General features: G+C 70.8%; 12 protein-coding genes and 1 pseudogene. 9 read left to right on the plus strand and 4 right to left on the minus strand.

The genetic code is table 11. From position 1 onward, the window contains the following. Window positions 1-58: 58 nt before the first annotated feature. Both CRP56_RS01950 and CRP56_RS01955 read right to left on the minus strand, forming a co-directional pair. Window positions 59-1,627 carry an alpha/beta hydrolase gene (locus CRP56_RS01950; RefSeq protein ID WP_097259680.1) on the minus strand — a complete coding sequence of 523 codons (1,569 nt, stop codon included), beginning with the start codon at window positions 1,625-1,627 and terminating at the stop codon, window positions 59-61. Next, window positions 1,624-2,847, minus strand: a complete 1,224-nt coding sequence (locus CRP56_RS01955) for a serine hydrolase domain-containing protein (RefSeq protein ID WP_179850927.1) — start codon at window positions 2,845-2,847, stop codon at window positions 1,624-1,626. The genes CRP56_RS01950 and CRP56_RS01955 overlap by 4 nt, the downstream gene beginning before the upstream one ends. 202 nt (window positions 2,848-3,049) lie before the next feature. Here CRP56_RS01955 and CRP56_RS48205 point away from each other — a divergent pair. Further along, a pseudogene (locus tag CRP56_RS48205) lies at window positions 3,050-3,396 on the plus strand (LuxR C-terminal-related transcriptional regulator); the annotation flags it as partial. A gap of 164 nt (window positions 3,397-3,560) precedes the next feature. Here the strand turns inward: CRP56_RS48205 and CRP56_RS01965 are convergent. Next, window positions 3,561-4,553, minus strand: a complete 993-nt coding sequence (locus CRP56_RS01965; RefSeq protein ID WP_179851281.1) for a LacI family DNA-binding transcriptional regulator — start codon at window positions 4,551-4,553, stop codon at window positions 3,561-3,563. Between the two features lie 310 nt (window positions 4,554-4,863). Between CRP56_RS01965 and CRP56_RS01970 the strand changes: the two genes are divergently transcribed. The 5 genes from CRP56_RS01970 to CRP56_RS01990 all read left to right on the plus strand — a co-directional run bounded on the left by CRP56_RS01970 (window position 4,864) and on the right by CRP56_RS01990 (window position 12,475). Beyond that, window positions 4,864-5,790, plus strand: coding sequence for a carbohydrate ABC transporter permease (locus CRP56_RS01970; RefSeq protein ID WP_059193663.1), 927 nt, complete (start codon window positions 4,864-4,866; stop codon window positions 5,788-5,790). A gap of 4 nt (window positions 5,791-5,794) precedes the next feature. After that, a complete protein-coding gene (locus CRP56_RS01975; RefSeq protein ID WP_097259683.1) occupies window positions 5,795-6,715 on the plus strand; it encodes a carbohydrate ABC transporter permease in 921 nt (306 codons plus the stop codon). 126 nt (window positions 6,716-6,841) lie between these two features. Then, window positions 6,842-8,179, plus strand: a complete 1,338-nt coding sequence (locus tag CRP56_RS01980) for an ABC transporter substrate-binding protein (RefSeq protein ID WP_097259684.1) — start codon at window positions 6,842-6,844, stop codon at window positions 8,177-8,179. A gap of 102 nt (window positions 8,180-8,281) precedes the next feature. Then, window positions 8,282-10,321, plus strand: coding sequence for a beta-galactosidase (locus CRP56_RS01985; protein WP_097259685.1), 2,040 nt, complete (start codon window positions 8,282-8,284; stop codon window positions 10,319-10,321). A 114-nt stretch (window positions 10,322-10,435) separates the two neighbouring features. Next, entirely contained in the window at window positions 10,436-12,475 is a 2,040-nt protein-coding gene (locus tag CRP56_RS01990) for an RICIN domain-containing protein (protein WP_097259686.1), read from the plus strand. Here the strand turns inward: CRP56_RS01990 and CRP56_RS01995 are convergent, their stop codons facing one another. Beyond that, window positions 12,476-12,934, minus strand: coding sequence for a hypothetical protein (locus tag CRP56_RS01995; RefSeq protein WP_097259687.1), 459 nt, complete (start codon window positions 12,932-12,934; stop codon window positions 12,476-12,478). It abuts the gene before it with no gap. Window positions 12,935-13,068: 134 nt separating this feature from the next. On the opposite strand from CRP56_RS01995, the gene CRP56_RS02000 reads away from it, so the two are divergent. From CRP56_RS02000 to CRP56_RS02010, 3 genes are all read left to right on the plus strand, one after another. Continuing rightward, entirely contained in the window at window positions 13,069-14,202 is a 1,134-nt protein-coding gene (locus CRP56_RS02000; protein ID WP_097259688.1) for an FAD-dependent oxidoreductase, read from the plus strand. Window positions 14,203-14,310: 108 nt separating this feature from the next. After that, on the plus strand, window positions 14,311-14,718 hold the full coding sequence (locus tag CRP56_RS02005) for a YciI family protein (protein ID WP_097259689.1): 408 nt from the start codon (window positions 14,311-14,313) through the stop codon (window positions 14,716-14,718). 8 nt (window positions 14,719-14,726) lie between these two features. Further along, window positions 14,727-15,872 carry an RNA polymerase sigma factor gene (locus CRP56_RS02010; protein WP_097259690.1) on the plus strand — a complete coding sequence of 382 codons (1,146 nt, stop codon included), beginning with the start codon at window positions 14,727-14,729 and terminating at the stop codon, window positions 15,870-15,872. Window positions 15,873-15,911: the final 39 nt, after the last annotated feature.

The raw sequence follows: 15,911 nt of genomic DNA on the forward strand, positions 1-15,911 counted from the left end.
ATCGGCCCTGGCGCGAGGCGGGTCCAGCCGTTCGACGCCGGGCCGTGTGAGTGATCCGTCACGGCACCCGCGCGGCGCAGGTGACGTCCGTGGCCGGAAGGCGGCCGGTGGCGAGGTAGGCGTTGACCGTGTCGTCGACACAGGGGGTGCCGTAGACACCGTAGACCGCGTGCTGGTCGGCGCCTCGCAGGGTGACCAGGCGGGAGGAGGGCCATGCCCGGCGCACCGCGGTGGCGCCCTCGTAGGTGCTGCGCGGGTCTCCGGTGGCGTTGACGAGGAGGGCGGAGAGGTCGTCCCTGAGGGTGGTCGGGCGCTCGCGGGGCGGGCCCCAGAAGGCGCAGGGGTTCACGTTGTTCGTGACGGGGGCCAGCAGCGGGTCCCGCGCGCGGGCCTTCTGGACGTCGCGCCAGTAGACCTCCGGGTCGCGTGGTGCGGCGACGTCCCCGCACAGGATCGCCGTCTGGACGCTGCCGTACGAGGAGTCGGCTCCGGTGAGGAGGAAGGCGAGGGCTTCGGCCAGCCACGGAGACGCGGTGACCCGATGTCCGTCCGCCGCCCTCGACAGGTCGCGCATCGCCTGGGCGAAGTCCCCGTAGGCGGAGTCGTTGTCCTGCGAGAGGCCGTTGAAGACGATGAGGGGGACGACGTGCTCGTCCACCCGGTGGTCCCCGACGCGGAGGGGGGTGCGGGCCGCTGCCGCCTGGACCCGGTCCACGGCCGCCAGCACCTTCCCACGGCTGCGACCCAGGCCGTACGTCGCGTCGCGGGCGGCGGCCCACGAGGCCCAGCCCTCCAGTGCGTGCCGGTTGGCCTGCTCCGTGCCCCGCAGCAGCCGGGGGCCGTACCGGTCCGGGTCGATGACACCGTCCAGGACGACCCGCTCGACGCGGGTGGGGAACATCGTCGTGTACACCTCGCCCAGGTAACTGCCGTAGGAGTAGCCCAGGTAGGAGATCCGTCGCTCGCCGAGCGCGGCACGGATGACGTCCATGTCGCGGGCGGTGTTGCGGGTGGTGGCGTACGGCAGCACGTCCGCCGCGTGCTGCCGGCAGCGCTGTGCGAGGTCTGCCGCGAACGCCGTCATACGGTCGAAGCCCGCCCGGTCGAAGCCGGCGCTGCGGAAGGCGGAGCCGGTCGGCCAGTGGCAGTCCAGCGGGGTGCTGCGTCCGACGAAGCGGGGGTCCACGCCCACCACGTCGTAGCGCGCGCCGACGTCCTTCATCGCCTGGCGCACCCACGGCGGGTCGCCGAGGGTCTGCCCGCCGGGGCCGCCGCCGTTGAGGAGCAGCGGTCCGACGCGGTGGGCGGTGTCGGTGGCACGGATCCGCGAGATGGCGACGGTGATCGTCCGCCCGTCGGGGGTCGTGTAGTCCAACGGCACGGTCACGTCGGCGCATTGGGCGCCCGCCTGCTCCAACTCCTTGCCGGTCGTGTCGTCCTGGCCGCGCACACAGCTCTTCCAGTCGAGGCGCTGGTGGTGGTAGCGGGCGAGGGGGTCTGAGGCCGCCTGGGCCGGGAGGGCGGTGGCGGGCAGCGCGGTGACGGCGAGAGCGGTGGCGGCCAGGCCGAGGGCCGTCTTTCTCGTCGTAGGCGAAGCGCTCTGCGGCGAGCGGGCTAAACGGATCACTGAGGGGTCCCTTCTGTTCGTGCTGTTCCTTCGGCGGGCCGCCCTTCGCAGAAGGCGGTCTGCACTGTGTCGAGGAAGTCCTGTTCGGCTTGCAGGGTGTCGGGCACCTTGTTGAGCGCGACGGCCACGCTGCGTCCGCCGGGGCCGACGGCGGTCAGCGCCCGGTGGCCTCCGGGTACGGTCCCCGCGTGGCCCCACCACTGCCCGCCGCAGCGCAGCGGGGAGGCGATCAGGCCGAGCCCGTAGCGGGCGCCGGGCCACAGCCGGTCCGGGTCGGCGGCCACCGTCCGCCGCATGTCGGCGAGTTGGTCCGCGGGCAGCAGCCGACCGCCGAGCAGCGCGGTGATGAACCGGGTCAGGTCGGCGGGGGTGGAGACCAGCGCGCCACCGACGCCCCCGAAGGTCGTGTTCCAGGCGGTGCCGTCGGTGAGGCGGCCGTCGTCGGCGGTGAAGTAGCTGCGCGAGTGCGGTCCGTGGATGCGGGTGTCATCGCCGGGCCAGTACGTGTCGCGCAGCCCGAGGGGCCGGATCACGCGGCGGGTGATCTCCTCCTCCGGGGAGCGGCCGGTGACCTTGCCGATGATCAGGCCCGCGAGAAGGTAGTTGGTGGTCGCGTAGTGCCAGGGGTGTGTCGGTCGTGGCAGGTCGAGCGCGCGGGCGACGAGTTCGCGAGGCTCGAAGTGCCGGTGGCGGAGGCGCTCGGGGTGTTCCCACTCGGGGGCGTCGAGGTAGTCGGGCAACCCGCTGGTGTGGCGCAGGAGTTGGCGTACGGTGATGTGTCGGCCGTCGTGGCCGCCGTGCCGGATCAGGCCGGGGAGGTAGCGGTCGACGGGAGCGTCGAGCGCGATACGGTGCTCGGCGGCGAGCTGGAGCACGACGGTCGCGGTGAACGTCTTGGTGACGCTGCCGACGCGCAAGCGGTCGGTGGCGTTCATGGCGCGGCCCGTGCGCAGGTCCGCCGTCCCCGCGGTCTCGGTCCAACTCCCGCAGGGCGCGCCCGCGGTGGGGTCGGTCACGAGGACCGCGGCGCCGGTGATCCGGTCGCGATCGGTGAGCGTGCGCAGCGCCTCGCGGAGTTCGCCGTGGGTTCCGCACACGGTGTCGTGTCCAGTGGGGAGTTGGCGCGCGGCGGCGGGTGCTGCCGGTACGACCATGGCCGCCAACAGGGCCGCCACGCCTGCGCGTCTGCCCAGCGTCGAGGTGGTGCGGGAGGATGCCATGCGCCACAACGCTAGGCAGACACCGGGGCGGGGTCACTCGGGTAGACCGCCGGATCGCGGGTGGGGACAGCCACAGCGGGCAGCGGGGGTGTTCCCCTGTGGTGCATTGGCACTGGGCGACGCCGGTTACTGGGGGCAGGTGCAGCGGAGGACGATGCGGCGGCTCGTGGGCGGTGTGTGGCGGGGTGTCCTGGCGCCGGCCGCGCTGCGCGTGGGAGTCGGCGGGTTCATCGGCGAGGGCATCGGGGCCGGCGAACTACTCAACGCCGTGCGGACGATCGCCGACGACGGCACGCTCCCGCGCCCCGCCGAGACGCGCTCCCTGGTCGCCCGATTCCGCACCGCGCCGAACACCGTCCCGCCGTGACACCGAACGGCCCGAACGGCTCACGCCGCGCGAACGCGAGATGGCGGCCCCACCAGGAGATCGCCGAGCGGCTGTTCCTCAGCCCCTTCACCGTCCGCACCCATGTGCAGCGCGCCATGACGAAGCTGGAAGCCCGCGACCGGGCTCAACTCGTCGTCACCCACCGGACGGGCCTGATCCGGCCCACCCTGGAGGAGCAGCTGTGGCCGAACGGCCGACCTGGGCCACCCTCGACCGGCAGCCGCAAACGAACCCCGCGCCCGGCCCACCCGGACGAGCAGCCGCCGCACACCGCGCCCGGAACGCCCCAGGAAGAGCTGCCATAGCCAACCCACGCACCCGGCACTCAGCGTGCGCTCGGCGGCGGGGCCGTGCTCTGTCGGATGATCAGACGCGTCGGCACCAGCGTCGTGCCGTGCGGCGTGTCGTCATGGCGCAGCTTGCGCAGCACCGCCTGGACGCAGAGCCGCCCGACCTCGGCGAAGTCCTGGTGGACCGTGGTCAGGGGCGGCAGGAAGGACGACGCCTCGGCGATGTCGTCGAAGCCGATGACGCTGACGTCCTCCGGGACGCGCCGGCCGCTCTCGTGCAGGGCCCGCAACAGGCCCAGGGCCATCTGGTCGTTGGCTGTGAAGACCGCCGTGCAGTCCTGCTGAGCGGCCAGCTCCAGGCCCGCCCGGTAGCCGGACTCCGCCGACCAGTCGCCACGCACCAGCGGCGGCACCGGACGCCCCGCCGCGGTGAGCGTGGCCTGCCAGGCGTCGCTGCGGCGCTGGGCGGCGTAGGAGTCCTCCGGTCCGGCGAGGTGCCAGACGGTGTGGTGGCCGAGCCCGAGGAGGTGCTCGACGGCGGTGCGGGAGCCCCCGGCCTGGTCGGTGTCGACGACCGTGTACCGGTCCCCCGCGTCGGAGTCGGCGACGACCACCTGGACGCGGGGCGGCATGTTGATGGTGGCCGCGTCGAGGAGGTGCACCTCCATGATGACGATCACCGCGTCGACGGCGAGTTCCTGAAGCCGGGAGAAGGCGCCGCGCACCTCGTCCTGGGTGGGGACGGAGAGGGGCAGCAGGGTCACGGCGTAGCCCTCGGCGGCGGCCGCGGTGGCGATCGCCTCCAGGGTGCGGACGTTGCCGGTCGTGGCGAGGGAGAAGGTGATGACGCCGAGGGTGCGGAACTCGCCGCGCTTGAGGGCACGAGCGGCGCTGTTGGGGCGGTAGCCCAGCTCCCGCATGGCGTCGAGGACCTGGCGGCGGGTCTCCTCGTTGACGCCCGCGTAGCCGTTCGACACGCGGGAGACGGTCTGGGAGGACACCCCGGCCAGCCGTGCCACGTCGGCCATCGAGACCGAGGAACGGCTCACGCGGCGACCTCGGCGCGGCGCCTGCGGCGGCGAGTCGTGTGTCGCGTCCATTTGCTTCCCCCTACCCCCTGCCTCTCCCGGCATCGCTTTGATCACGATCCTCCGGGGAGACCCTTGACCGGTGTCATCGGAGGAGTGTAGACATGCCGCCATCGGATGTTTACGTAAACATAACAGCTCAAGTCACTTTTTCTGCTGATCGGTGTTTACGTAAACATCTCGGCCGCCCCGTGTAACGGGAAACCGCTGCGGGGCGGGGGTTCCATGAGTGAACGAGCGAGGAACGATCATGACAACGTTGCAACCGCCGGCAGCCGCCGAGCCGCGCCCGGCACCGCCTCCGGCGAAACGGGACCGACGCTCGTGGACGGGATGGGGCTTCATCGGCCCGTTCGTGGCGGTCTTCGCACTGGTCTTCCTCGCGCCCATCGCGTACTCGATCTATCTGAGCCTGTACCGCAACCAGCTCATCGGCGGCAACCACTTCGTCGGCCTGGACAACTACACCCAGGCCCTCAAGGACGACCAGTTCTGGCAGGCCGTCGGCCGGGTGGGGCTCTTCCTGGCGATCCAGGTACCGATCATGCTGGGCATCGCCCTGCTGGTGGCCCTGGCGCTGGACAGCGGCCGGCTCTACGGCAAGAGCTTCTTCCGGATCACGATCTTCCTGCCGTACGCCGTGCCCGCCGTGGTCGCCACCCTGATGTGGGGCTTCATGTACGGCACCAAGTACGGCCTGGTCGGCGACATCAACGAGGCGTTCGGCACCTCGCTGCCCGACCTGCTCTCCCCCGACTGGGTGCTCGCCTCCATCGGCAACATCGTGACCTGGGAGTTCGTCGGCTACAACATGCTGATCTTCTACTCCGCGCTGCGGGTCATCCCGACCTCGCTGTACGAGGCGGCGGAGATCGACGGCGCCGGTCAGTGGCGGATCATCAGCTCGATCAAGCTGCCCGCGATCCGCGGCGCGATCGTCATCGCGACGATCTTCTCGATCATCGGCAGCTTCCAGCTCTTCAACGAGCCGAGCATCCTGCGCCCGCTGGCGCGCAACGCCATCACCACCGACTACACGCCGAACTTCTACACGTACTCGCTGTCCTTCAACGGCCAGCAGCACAACTACTCCGCGACGGTGGCCATCATCATGGGCGTCCTCACGATGATCGTGGCCTACGCCGTCCAGCTGCGCGGCATGCGCAAGGGAGCGTGACCCGATGAGCACCTCTGTCACCGCTCCCCCCGCCAAGAGCGCCTCCCCGCTGCGCACCACGCGCAAGAAGCACACTCCCGACAAGCCGAAGCGGAGCCTGCTGCTCACGGGACTGATGGCCCTGATGGTCCTCTACACCGTGGCGCCGCTGATCTGGCTGGTCATCAACTCCACCAAGACCCAGGCCGGTCTGGGCTCCTCCAACGGACTGTGGTTCGCCCACGACTTCGCCCTGTGGGACAACATCCGGACCACGTTCACCTACCACGACGGCATCTTCGTCCGCTGGCTGCTCAACACCCTGCTGTACGTGGTGCTCGGCGCGGGCGGCGCGACGCTGCTGGCGGTGCTCGGCGGGTACGCGCTGGCGAAGTTCGACTTCCCCGGCAAGCGCGGGATCTTCGCCGTCGTCATCGGCGCGGTGGCCGTGCCGGGTACGGCCCTCGCGGTGCCGACCTTCCTGATGTTCAGCAAGATGGGGCTCACGGACACCCCCTGGGCCGTGATCATCCCGTCACTGGTCTCGCCGTTCGGCCTCTATCTGATGTGGGTGTTCGCCGCCGAGGCGATCCCGACCGAGCTGATGGAAGCGGCCCGGGTGGACGGGGCGAGCGAGCTGCGGACCTTCTTCCAGGTCGCGCTGCCGCTGCTGGCGCCGGGCATCGTCACCGTGCTGCTGTTCACCACGGTCGCCACCTGGAACAACTACTTCCTGCCGCTGATCATGCTGAAGGACCCGGACTGGTACCCGCTGACCCTGGGGCTCAGCGCCTGGAACTCCCAGGCGGAGACCATCGGCGGCGACGTGATCTTCAACCTCGTCATCACCGGCTCCCTGGTCACGATCATCCCCCTCATCGCCGCCTTCCTGTTCCTCCAGAAGTACTGGCAGTCCGGCCTCGCCGCCGGAAGCGTCAAGGAGTGACCTCGGCGACGCCCCCGAACCCCCCAATGCAGCACCTCTGAAACACCCGTTGAAGCACCACTGCAACACCCGTTTGAAGCACCACCACCCTCACTGTCCCACCCACGAAGAAGTGGAAGCACCTCCATGCGCAGAACCACGAGCCGCATCCTGCGCGGCATCGCCCTCGTCTCCACCCTCGCCCTCGGCGTCACCGCCTGCGGAAGCTCGGACGACGACTCCGACACCAAGGCCGTCTCCGCCGCCGACATCAAGGCGGCCCTGGACAAGGGCGGTTCCATCACGGTCTGGGCCTGGGAGCCCACCCTGAAGACCGTGGCCGCCGACTTCCAGGAGAAGTACCCGAAGGTCAAGGTCAACCTGGTCAGCGAGCGCTCCGGCGACAAGCACTACACCGCGCTGTCCAACGCGATCTCGGCCGGCAAGGGTGTCCCGGACGTCGCGCAGGTCGAGTACTTCGCGCTCGGCCAGTACTCCCTCACCAAGGGCCTGACCGACCTGGCCCCGTACGGCGCCGGCAAGCTCGCCTCGAAGTACACGGCCGGTCCGTGGAACGCGGTCAGCGACGGCGACAAGGTCTACGGCCTGCCGATGGACTCGGGCCCGATGGCGATGTTCTACAACAAGACGGTCTTCGACAAGTACAAGGTCGCCGTCCCGACCACCTGGGACGAGTACCTCGACGCGGCCCGCAAGATCCACAAGGCCGACCCGAAGGCGTACATCGCCAACGACGCCGGTGACGCGGGCTTCACCACCTCCATGCTGTGGCAGGCCGGTTCGCGCCCGTACAAGGTCGACGGCACCAAGGTCGGCATCAACTTCGACGACGCCGGCGCCAAGAAGTTCGAGACCGTCTGGCAGAAGCTGATCGACGAGAAGCTGCTCGCCCCGATCAACGGCTGGACCGACGACTGGTACAAGGGCCTCGGTGACGGCACCATCGCCACCCTGACCACCGGCGCCTGGATGCCCGCCAACTTCGAGACCGGCGTCCCGGGCGCCAAGGGCCAGTGGCGGGCCGCCGCGATGCCGGCCTGGACCAAGGGCGACAAGGCGAGCGCGGAGAACGGCGGCTCCTCGCTGACCGTCCCGGCGCTGGCCAAGAACAAGGAACTCGCCTACGCCTTCACCGAGTACGCCAACGCCGGCGCCGGCGTCACCACCCGCGTCGACCAGGGCGCCTTCCCGGCCACCAAGGCGCAGCTGGAGGACCCCGCGTTCCAGAGCAAGAAGTTCGACTACTTCGACGGCCAGGAGGCGAACAAGATCTTCGCCGAGTCCGCGGCGAACGTGGCGAGCGACTGGTCCTACCTGCCGTTCCAGCAGTACGCGAACTCGATCTTCAACGACACGGTCGGCAAGGCGTACGTCTCCAACACCACGCTGGCGGCCGGTCTGAAGGCCTGGCAGGACGCCTCGGTCAAGTACGGCGAGGAGCAGGGCTTCACCATCGAGAAGTAGTGCTCGCGGAAGCGAAGCAGTTCTCGCGGAAGCATTGAACGCCGGGCGGCGCGGCTCCCGGGCCGCGCCGCCCCCGTGCACCACCCCTTCGGAAGGACCGCCATGATCTCCACCCTCCACTCCCGCCGCCGCGGGGCGGACGGTGACCTCACCCCGCGTCTCGCCTTCGGCGCCGACTACAACCCCGAGCAGTGGCCCCGGGAGGTGTGGGAGGAGGACGTCCGGCTGATGCGGGAGGCCGGTGTCACCGTCGTCTCCGTGGCGATCTTCTCCTGGGCGCGGCTGCAACCGACCGCCGACACCTGGGACTTCGGCTGGCTCGACGAGGTCATGGACCTGCTGCACGCGGGCGGCATAGGCGTCGACCTGGCGACGGCCACCGCCTCCCCGCCGCCGTGGCTGACCACGGCCCACCCGGAGATCCTGCCGGTCACCGCGACCGGCGAGACCCTGTGGCCGGGCGCCCGCCAGCACTGGCGGCCCACCTCCCCCGTCTTCCGCGAGCACGCCCTGCGCCTGGTCCGCGAGATGGCCACCCGCTACGCCGACCACCCCGCGCTGGTCGCCTGGCACGTCTCCAACGAGCTGGGCTGCCACAACGTCTACGACTACTCCGACGACGCGGCCCGCGCCTTCCGCGACTGGCTGCGCGCCCGCTACGGCACGCTGGAGGCCCTCAACCACGCCTGGGGCACGGCCTTCTGGTCGCAGCGCTACAGCGCCTGGGAGCAGATCCTGCCCCCGCGCCTTGCGGCCTCGCACCCGAACCCGACGCAGCAGCTGGACTTCAAGCGCTTCTCCTCCGACGTCCTGAAGGACTATCTGCGCGCCGAGCGGAACCTGCTGAAGGAGATCACCCCAGACGTTCCGGTCACCACCAACTTCATGGTGATGGGCGAGACGAAGGGCATGAACTACGCGGACTGGGCCGAGGAGATCGACTTCGTCTCCAACGACCACTACGTCCACCCCGGCCCGCAGTCCCGTGACGAGCTGTCCTTCTCCGCGAACCTCACCAGCGGCATCGCGGCCGGCCGGCCCTGGTTCCTGATGGAGCACTCCACCAGCGCCGTCAACTGGCAGCCGGTGAACGTGGCCAAGCGGCCCGGCGAGCTGGCCCGTGACGCGCTGCTGCACGTGGCGCACGGCGCCGACGCCGTCTGCTACTTCCAGTGGCGGCAGTCGGCGGCCGGCGCCGAGAAGTACCACTCGGCGATGGTCCCGCACGCCGGCGCCGACAGCGAGTTGTTCCGCGCGGTCGTCGAACTCGGCGCCACCCTCAAGACGCTGGCTCCGGTGGCCGGTTCGACCCGGGAGAGCGCCAAGGTCGGCATCGTCTTCGACTGGGACTCCTGGTGGGCGAGCGAGCAGGACTCGCACCCCACCTCGCTGCTCAACTACCGCCAGGAGGGCCTGGACTGGTACTCCGCGCTGCTCGCGCTCGGCGTGCGCGCCGACCTGATCACCACCAAGAGCGACTTCGCGCGCTACGACGTGCTGATCGCACCGGTCCTGCACGTGGTCCCGGCCGAGCTCGCCAAGGAGCTCACTCGGTACGCCGAACAGGGCGGCCACCTGGTCACGACCTACTTCTCCGGCGTCGTCGACCAGAACGACCACATCTGGCTCGGCGGCTACCCCGGCGCCCTGCGCGACCTTCTCGGCATCCGTGTCGAGGAGTTCGGCCCGCTGCTCGCCGACGAGTCGGTCGCCCTGGACGACGGCTCGACCGGCACCCTGTGGACCGACCGCATCACCCTGGCCGACGACCGGACCGAGGTCCTCGCCCGCTACGACTCCGGCGACCAGGCCGGGCGGCCCGCCGTCACCCGCCGTACGGCGGCGGCCGGTTCGGCGTCGTACGTCTCCACGCGCCTCGGCGTCGCCGGGCTCACCGCGCTGCTGCCGCGCCTGCTCGAACCGGCGGGCGTGCACAGCGAACTCCCCGCCGAGGCGCGCGGACGGGTCGAGCTGGTCGTCCGCGGCAACGACGACGAACAGTTCCTGTTCCTGGTCAACCGCACCGACGACACGGTGCCGCTGCCCGGATTCGCCGGTGACGTGCTGTACGGCACGACCGGCGACGGCGGACTCGTCCTCGGCCCGCGCGAGGTCGGCGTGGTGCGCCGGCCGTCGGCCTGACCGCAGTTGTCTCCCCGGGCGGCACATGGCCCCGCCCGGGGCACGACCCTCCCCGCGAGGTCCGGCGGGAGGGACCACCGCAGCGTTTCCACCTATGAAAGCTGGGAGCACACGATGGCAGGACTCACCCGCAGCAGACGGCTTCTCGGGGCCGCGTCGATGACCGCGCTGGCGACCGGAGCGGCGCTGCTCTCGGGGCCCGCGCCGCTCGCGCAGGCCGACACGGCCACCGCGTCGGTCACCGTGCAGCCCGACCCGTCGTACAAGCAGGACGCGTTCGAGGGCTGGGGCACCAGCCTGGTCTGGTTCGCCAACGCCACCGGCGACTACCCGAAGGAGATCCGCGAGAAGCTCGCCGACCTGCTCTTCGGGGACGACGGTCTGGCGCTGAACATCGCGCGCTACAACATCGGCGGCGGCAACGCCCCCGACGTGAAGGACTACCTGCGCGCCGGTGGCGCGGTCGAGGGCTGGTGGAAGGCGCCGGCGGGCACGACCCGTACCGACACCGACTGGTGGAGCGCCGACGACCCCGCCGACTGGAACCCGGACGCGGACGCCACGCAGCGCTGGTGGGTCGAGCGGATCAAGCACGACATCGACCACTGGGAGACGTTCTCCAACTCCCCGCCGTGGTTCATGACCGAGAGCGGCTATGTCTCGGGCGGGTTCAACGCCAACGCCGAGCAGCTGAAGGAGAGTTCGGTCGGTGACTTCGCCGCCTACCTCGCCGGGGCGACGAAGCGGCTGGAGAAGTCCGAGGGCATCGAGGTCGACACCGTCGACCCGTTCAACGAGCCCAACACCGGCTACTGGGGCACGCGTCTGGACGCGAACGGCGAGCCCGTGGGCGGCCGTCAGGAGGGTGCGCACATCGGGCCGGCGATGCAGGAGAAGGTGCTGGCCGCGCTGGCGCCCGCGCTGAAGAAGGCCAAGGTCAGGGCCGACATATCGGCGATGGACGAGACCAACCCCGGTCTGTTCGCGACCAACTGGAACTCCTACTCGCAGGCGTCCAAGGACCTCGTCGGCCAGATGAACGTCCACACCTACGGCACCGGTCAGCGCACCACGGTCCGCGACCTCGCCAAGGCGGCCGACAAGCCGCTGTGGATGAGCGAGGTCGAGGGCGACTGGGGCGACGGGCAGAGCTTCACCGACATGCGTCCCGGGCTGGGCCTCGCCCAGCAGATGGTGAACGACCTGCGCGAACTGGAGCCCAAGGCCTGGGTGTTCTGGCAGCCGGTCGAGGACTACGACAACATGAAGCCGGGCGGCGAGTCCGCCAAGGGCGGCAACTGGGGCTCCGTCCAGCTCCCGTTCAGCTGCACCTCCACGGACACGTTGAAGTCCTGCCCGATCTACACCAACACCAAGTTCGACACGGCCCGTAACTTCACGCACTTCATCAAGCCCGGCGACCGCCTGATCAAGGTGAACGACACCTCCAGCGCCGCCGCGGTCACGAAGGACGGCAAGGGCGCCTCGCTGGTCCACGTCAACTCCACGACCGCCCCGCGGGCGGTGACGATCGACCTGTCCAAGTTCGGGAAGATCAAGGACGACGCGACCGTCATCCCGACCGTGACCGACGCGGCCGGCAAGCTGGTCGAGCAGGCCCCGGTCGAGGTCGTCGACGGCAAGGCGACGTACACCGTCCCCGCGCAGTCCGTGACCTCCTTCGCCGTCAAGGGTGTCTCCGGCGTGGCGAAGGACGCGAGCCTGTTCAGCAAGGGCGCGTCGTACACGCTGACCGGTGTGCAGAGCGGCAAGGCGGTGACCGTCGGTACCAACGGGACGAACCTGGTCATCAACTCGGCGAACGGCACGGTCGCGCAGGAGTGGCGCCTTGAGGCCAAGTACGGCAAGAAGGGCAGCAACCGCGCCCGCTACGTCTTCGCCAACCCTGCCGAGGGCAAGCGGCTCGCCGTACGGGACAACGTGCCGGTGATCGAGCCCGACACGGGCGACCGCGACCCGGCGACGGAGTGGATCCTCTCGACCACGGGCGACGGCACCTGGACGCTGGTCAACCAGGCGACCGGCCGACTCCTCGAGGTCGGCGGCCAGGCGACGACCGAGGGCGCGGCCGTCACGACGTGGCAGGCCAACTCCGGTTCCAACCAGCGCTGGCGGATCACCGAGGTGAGCTGATCAGCCCCGTCTCACATCGAACCGAACGCCCGGCTGGGCCTCCCCGGCCGGGCGTTCGCCTGTTCCCACACTGCTCACCCAGACACGCAGCGGCCCCGGCTCCCCGTCCGCCAGGAACTCCTCGACGATCGGCGCGAGATCGTCCGAGGGGCGGTAAGCACCGCGGAACGGCAGCTCGTCCGCGGTCCCGGACCCGGTCGAGCACCTGAGCTGCCCCGCCTGCGCGTCGTGCCACACGTAGAACGTCGCCGCACCGGAGAACCCCAGCTCACGGATTCGGGCCCGGATCGCTGCAGCGGTCCGTTCGAACGCGGCGACCACATCGGAGACGGACAGCGACGCTCTGTCCCCGTCCGCCGCACTCAGCCACCAGGTGTTGCTATCGCACTCGGCCTGCCGGTCGGCGGGGTCCAGCACCAGGGGTTCGTTCGCCACTTCGGCGATCCATGTCAGCAGCACCGGTGCAGTGTCCCGTGTCGGTTGCCTGTCGGGGCTGTCGGGGCGGTGTCGGGGATCTGTCGGCGTGGGGCCGGAGGGTTTCCGGAGAACCTGTCGGCGCCCGGTCGGCAGGTGTACGGCTGCAAGGAGTCGTCATGACCACGCATGTCACGATCATCGGCGCCGGCCTCGGCGGGCTGACCCTCGCGCGCGTCCTCCATGTCCACGGCATCCCGGCCACGGTCTACGAGGCGGAGGTCTCCCCCGCGGCGCGGGCGCAGGGCGGGATGCTGGACATCCATGAGCACGACGGCCAGGCGGCTCTGGAGGCGGCGGGGCTGAGGGACGAGTTCCGCGGTCTCGTACTGGAGGGCCGGCAGGCGATGCGGCTCCTCGACCAGAGTGGGGCCGTCCTGTTCGAGGAGGCCGACGACGGTACGGGCGGGCGCCCCGAGGTGCTGCGCGGTGAGCTGCGCCGGACGCTGCTCGACTCGCTCCCGGCCGGGACCGTCCGGTGGGGCCACAAGGTGACCGGCACACGCGCCCTGGGCGAGGGCCGGCACGAGGTGACCTTCGCCGACGGCGGCACCGTCATCACCAGCCTTCTGGTCGGCGCGGACGGCGCCTGGTCGCGGGTGCGGCCGCTGCTGTCCGCCGCCGGGCCGCGGTACATCGGCATGTCGTTCGTGGAGACGTATCTCTTCGAGGCTGACACCCGGCACCCGGCCGCAGCGAAAGCCGTCGGCGGCGGCTCGCTGCTCGCGCTCGCCCCCGGCAAGGGCATCCAGGCCCACCGGGAGAAGGGTGACACCCTGCACACGTATGTGGCGCTGGCGCGGCCGCAGGAATGGTTCGCCGACATCGACTTCGGCGATTCCGTCGCCGCCGCCGCACGGATCGTAGGAGAGTTCGACGGCTGGGCGCCGGAGCTCACCGCTCTTCTCACGGACAGCGACACCGCACCCCTCCTGCGCCCCCTCCACGCGCTGCCCGTCGACCACCGGTGGCAGCGGGTGCCCGGGGTCACCCTGCTCGGCGACGCCGCCCACCTCTCGGCCCCGAACGGCGAGGGCGCCAACCTCGCCATGTATGACGGCGCCGAACTCGGCAAGGCCATCGCCGCACACCCCCACGACGTCGAGGCCGCTCTCGCCGGATACGAGCAGTCCCTGTTCCCCCGCAGTGCCCAGGCCGCCGCCGAGGGCACCCGCCTCCATGAGCTCCTCTTCGGCGACACCACACCCCACGGACTCATCAGCGCGTTCACCGAGGACGACCCGACCCTGTGAGGCAGAGAAGAAGATTGTCCTGCCGGTGATGTCGAGATCCCGCGTCCGGCTCCGTCCCCGGGATGAACGCGGCCACAATGGGCCGCACCCGCACCGAGGAGAGCGATCATGGCCAAGTACCTGCTGCTCAAGCACTACCGCGGCGCCCCGGCACCGGTGAACGACGTGCCGATGGACCAGTGGACGCCGGAGGAGATCTCGGCGCACATGCAGTACATGAACGACTTCGCGGCACGGCTGGAGAAGTCCGGCGAGTACGTCGACGGTCAGGCGCTCGCCCCTGAGGGGTCGTGGGTCCGCTACGGCGGTGAGGGGCGTCCGCCGGTCACCGACGGCCCGTTCGCCGAGACCAAGGACCTCATCGCCGGCTGGACGATCATCGACGTCGACAGTCACGAGCGGGCCCTGGAGCTGGCCGCGGAGCTGTCCGCCGCGCCGGGGGCGGGCGGCAGGCCGATCCACGAGTGGCTGGAGGTCCGGCCGGTCATGAGCACGCACTGCACGGTCACGGAGTGACCCCACCGATGGACGAGGCCCTGCTGCGCGGCCTCACCCCGAGCGTGCTCACCGTCCTCGTCCGCCGCGGAGCAGACTTCGCGGCGGCCGAGGACGCCGTGCAGGACGCGCTCGTCGAGGCGCTGCGCGTGTGGCCGGCCGACCCGCCGCGGGACGCCAAGGGGTGGCTGGTCACCGTGGCCTGGCGCAAGTTCCTCGACGCGACCCGCGCCGAGACCGCACGCCGCCGCCGCGAGGACCGCTTCGAGGAGGAACCGGAGCCCGGTCCCGCGTCCACGGTCGACGACACCCTCCAGCTGTACTTCCTGTGCGCCCACCCCTCCCTCACCCCGTCGTCCGCCGTCGCGCTCACCCTGCGCGCGGTCGGCGGCCTCACCACCCGGCAGATCGCGCAGGCCTACCTGGTGCCCGAGGCGACCATGGCGCAGCGCATCAGCCGCGCCAAGCGCACCGTCTCCGGCGTACGGTTCGACCAGGCCGGCGATGTCGCCACCGTCCTGCGCGTCCTCTACCTCGTCTTCAACGAGGGCTATTCCGGCGACGTCGACCTGGCCGCCGAGGCGATCCGGCTCACCCGGCAGCTCACGGCCGTCGTCGACCATCCCGAGGCGGCCGGGCTGCTCGCGCTCATGCTGCTCCACCACGCCCGCCGCGCCGCCCGGACGGCGCCCGACGGGAGCCTGGTGCCGCTCGCCGAGCAGGACCGCGGCCGGTGGGACACCCGCCTGATCGCCGAGGGCGTGGAGATCCTCCAGGCGGCCCTCGCCCGCGACCGGTTGGGCGAGTACCAGGCCCAGGCCGCCATCGCCGCCCTGCACGCCGACGCGTCCCGCGCCGAGGAGACCGACTGGGTGCAGATCGTGGAGTGGTACGACGAACTGGTGCGCCTGACCGACAGTCCGGTGGTCCGGCTCAACCGCGCCGTCGCCGTGGCGGAGGCCGACGGCCCGCGCGCGGGCCTGGCCGCCCTCGCCGAGCTGGACGCCGCGCTGCCCCGGCACACGGCGGTGGCGGCTTACCTCCACGAACGCGACGGCGACCTGAAGACGGCGGCCCGCCTGTACGCAGAGGCCGCCCACCAGGCCCCCAACCTCGCCGAACGCGACCACCTCACCCGCCAGGCGGCGCGCCTCAACACCCGCCTGCATCGCTAGACGACCTACAAGACGGACCGGCCACATCGACAGGGGGAG

Source organism: Streptomyces sp. TLI_55 (assembly GCF_900206255.1).
GTDB lineage: Bacteria > Actinomycetota > Actinomycetes > Streptomycetales > Streptomycetaceae > Streptomyces > Streptomyces aquilus.

Excerpts from the sequence above, each read along its gene's own strand:
- CRP56_RS01965 (WP_179851281.1), bottom strand. The coding sequence starts at position 4,553 with ATGGCCGACGTGGCACGGCTGGCCGGGGTGTCCTCCCAGACCGTCTCC.
- CRP56_RS01980 (WP_097259684.1), top strand. The coding sequence starts at position 6,842 with ATGCGCAGAACCACGAGCCGCATCCTGCGCGGCATCGCCCTCGTCTCC.
- CRP56_RS02005 (WP_097259689.1), top strand. The coding sequence starts at position 14,311 with ATGGCCAAGTACCTGCTGCTCAAGCACTACCGCGGCGCCCCGGCACCG.
- CRP56_RS01990 (WP_097259686.1), top strand. The coding sequence starts at position 10,436 with ATGGCAGGACTCACCCGCAGCAGACGGCTTCTCGGGGCCGCGTCGATG.
- CRP56_RS01975 (WP_097259683.1), top strand. The coding sequence starts at position 5,795 with ATGAGCACCTCTGTCACCGCTCCCCCCGCCAAGAGCGCCTCCCCGCTG.
- CRP56_RS02010 (WP_097259690.1), top strand. The coding sequence starts at position 14,727 with ATGGACGAGGCCCTGCTGCGCGGCCTCACCCCGAGCGTGCTCACCGTC.
- CRP56_RS01955 (WP_179850927.1), bottom strand. The coding sequence starts at position 2,847 with ATGGCATCCTCCCGCACCACCTCGACGCTGGGCAGACGCGCAGGCGTG.
- CRP56_RS02000 (WP_097259688.1), top strand. The coding sequence starts at position 13,069 with ATGACCACGCATGTCACGATCATCGGCGCCGGCCTCGGCGGGCTGACC.
- CRP56_RS01985 (WP_097259685.1), top strand. The coding sequence starts at position 8,282 with ATGATCTCCACCCTCCACTCCCGCCGCCGCGGGGCGGACGGTGACCTC.
- CRP56_RS01970 (WP_059193663.1), top strand. The coding sequence starts at position 4,864 with ATGACAACGTTGCAACCGCCGGCAGCCGCCGAGCCGCGCCCGGCACCG.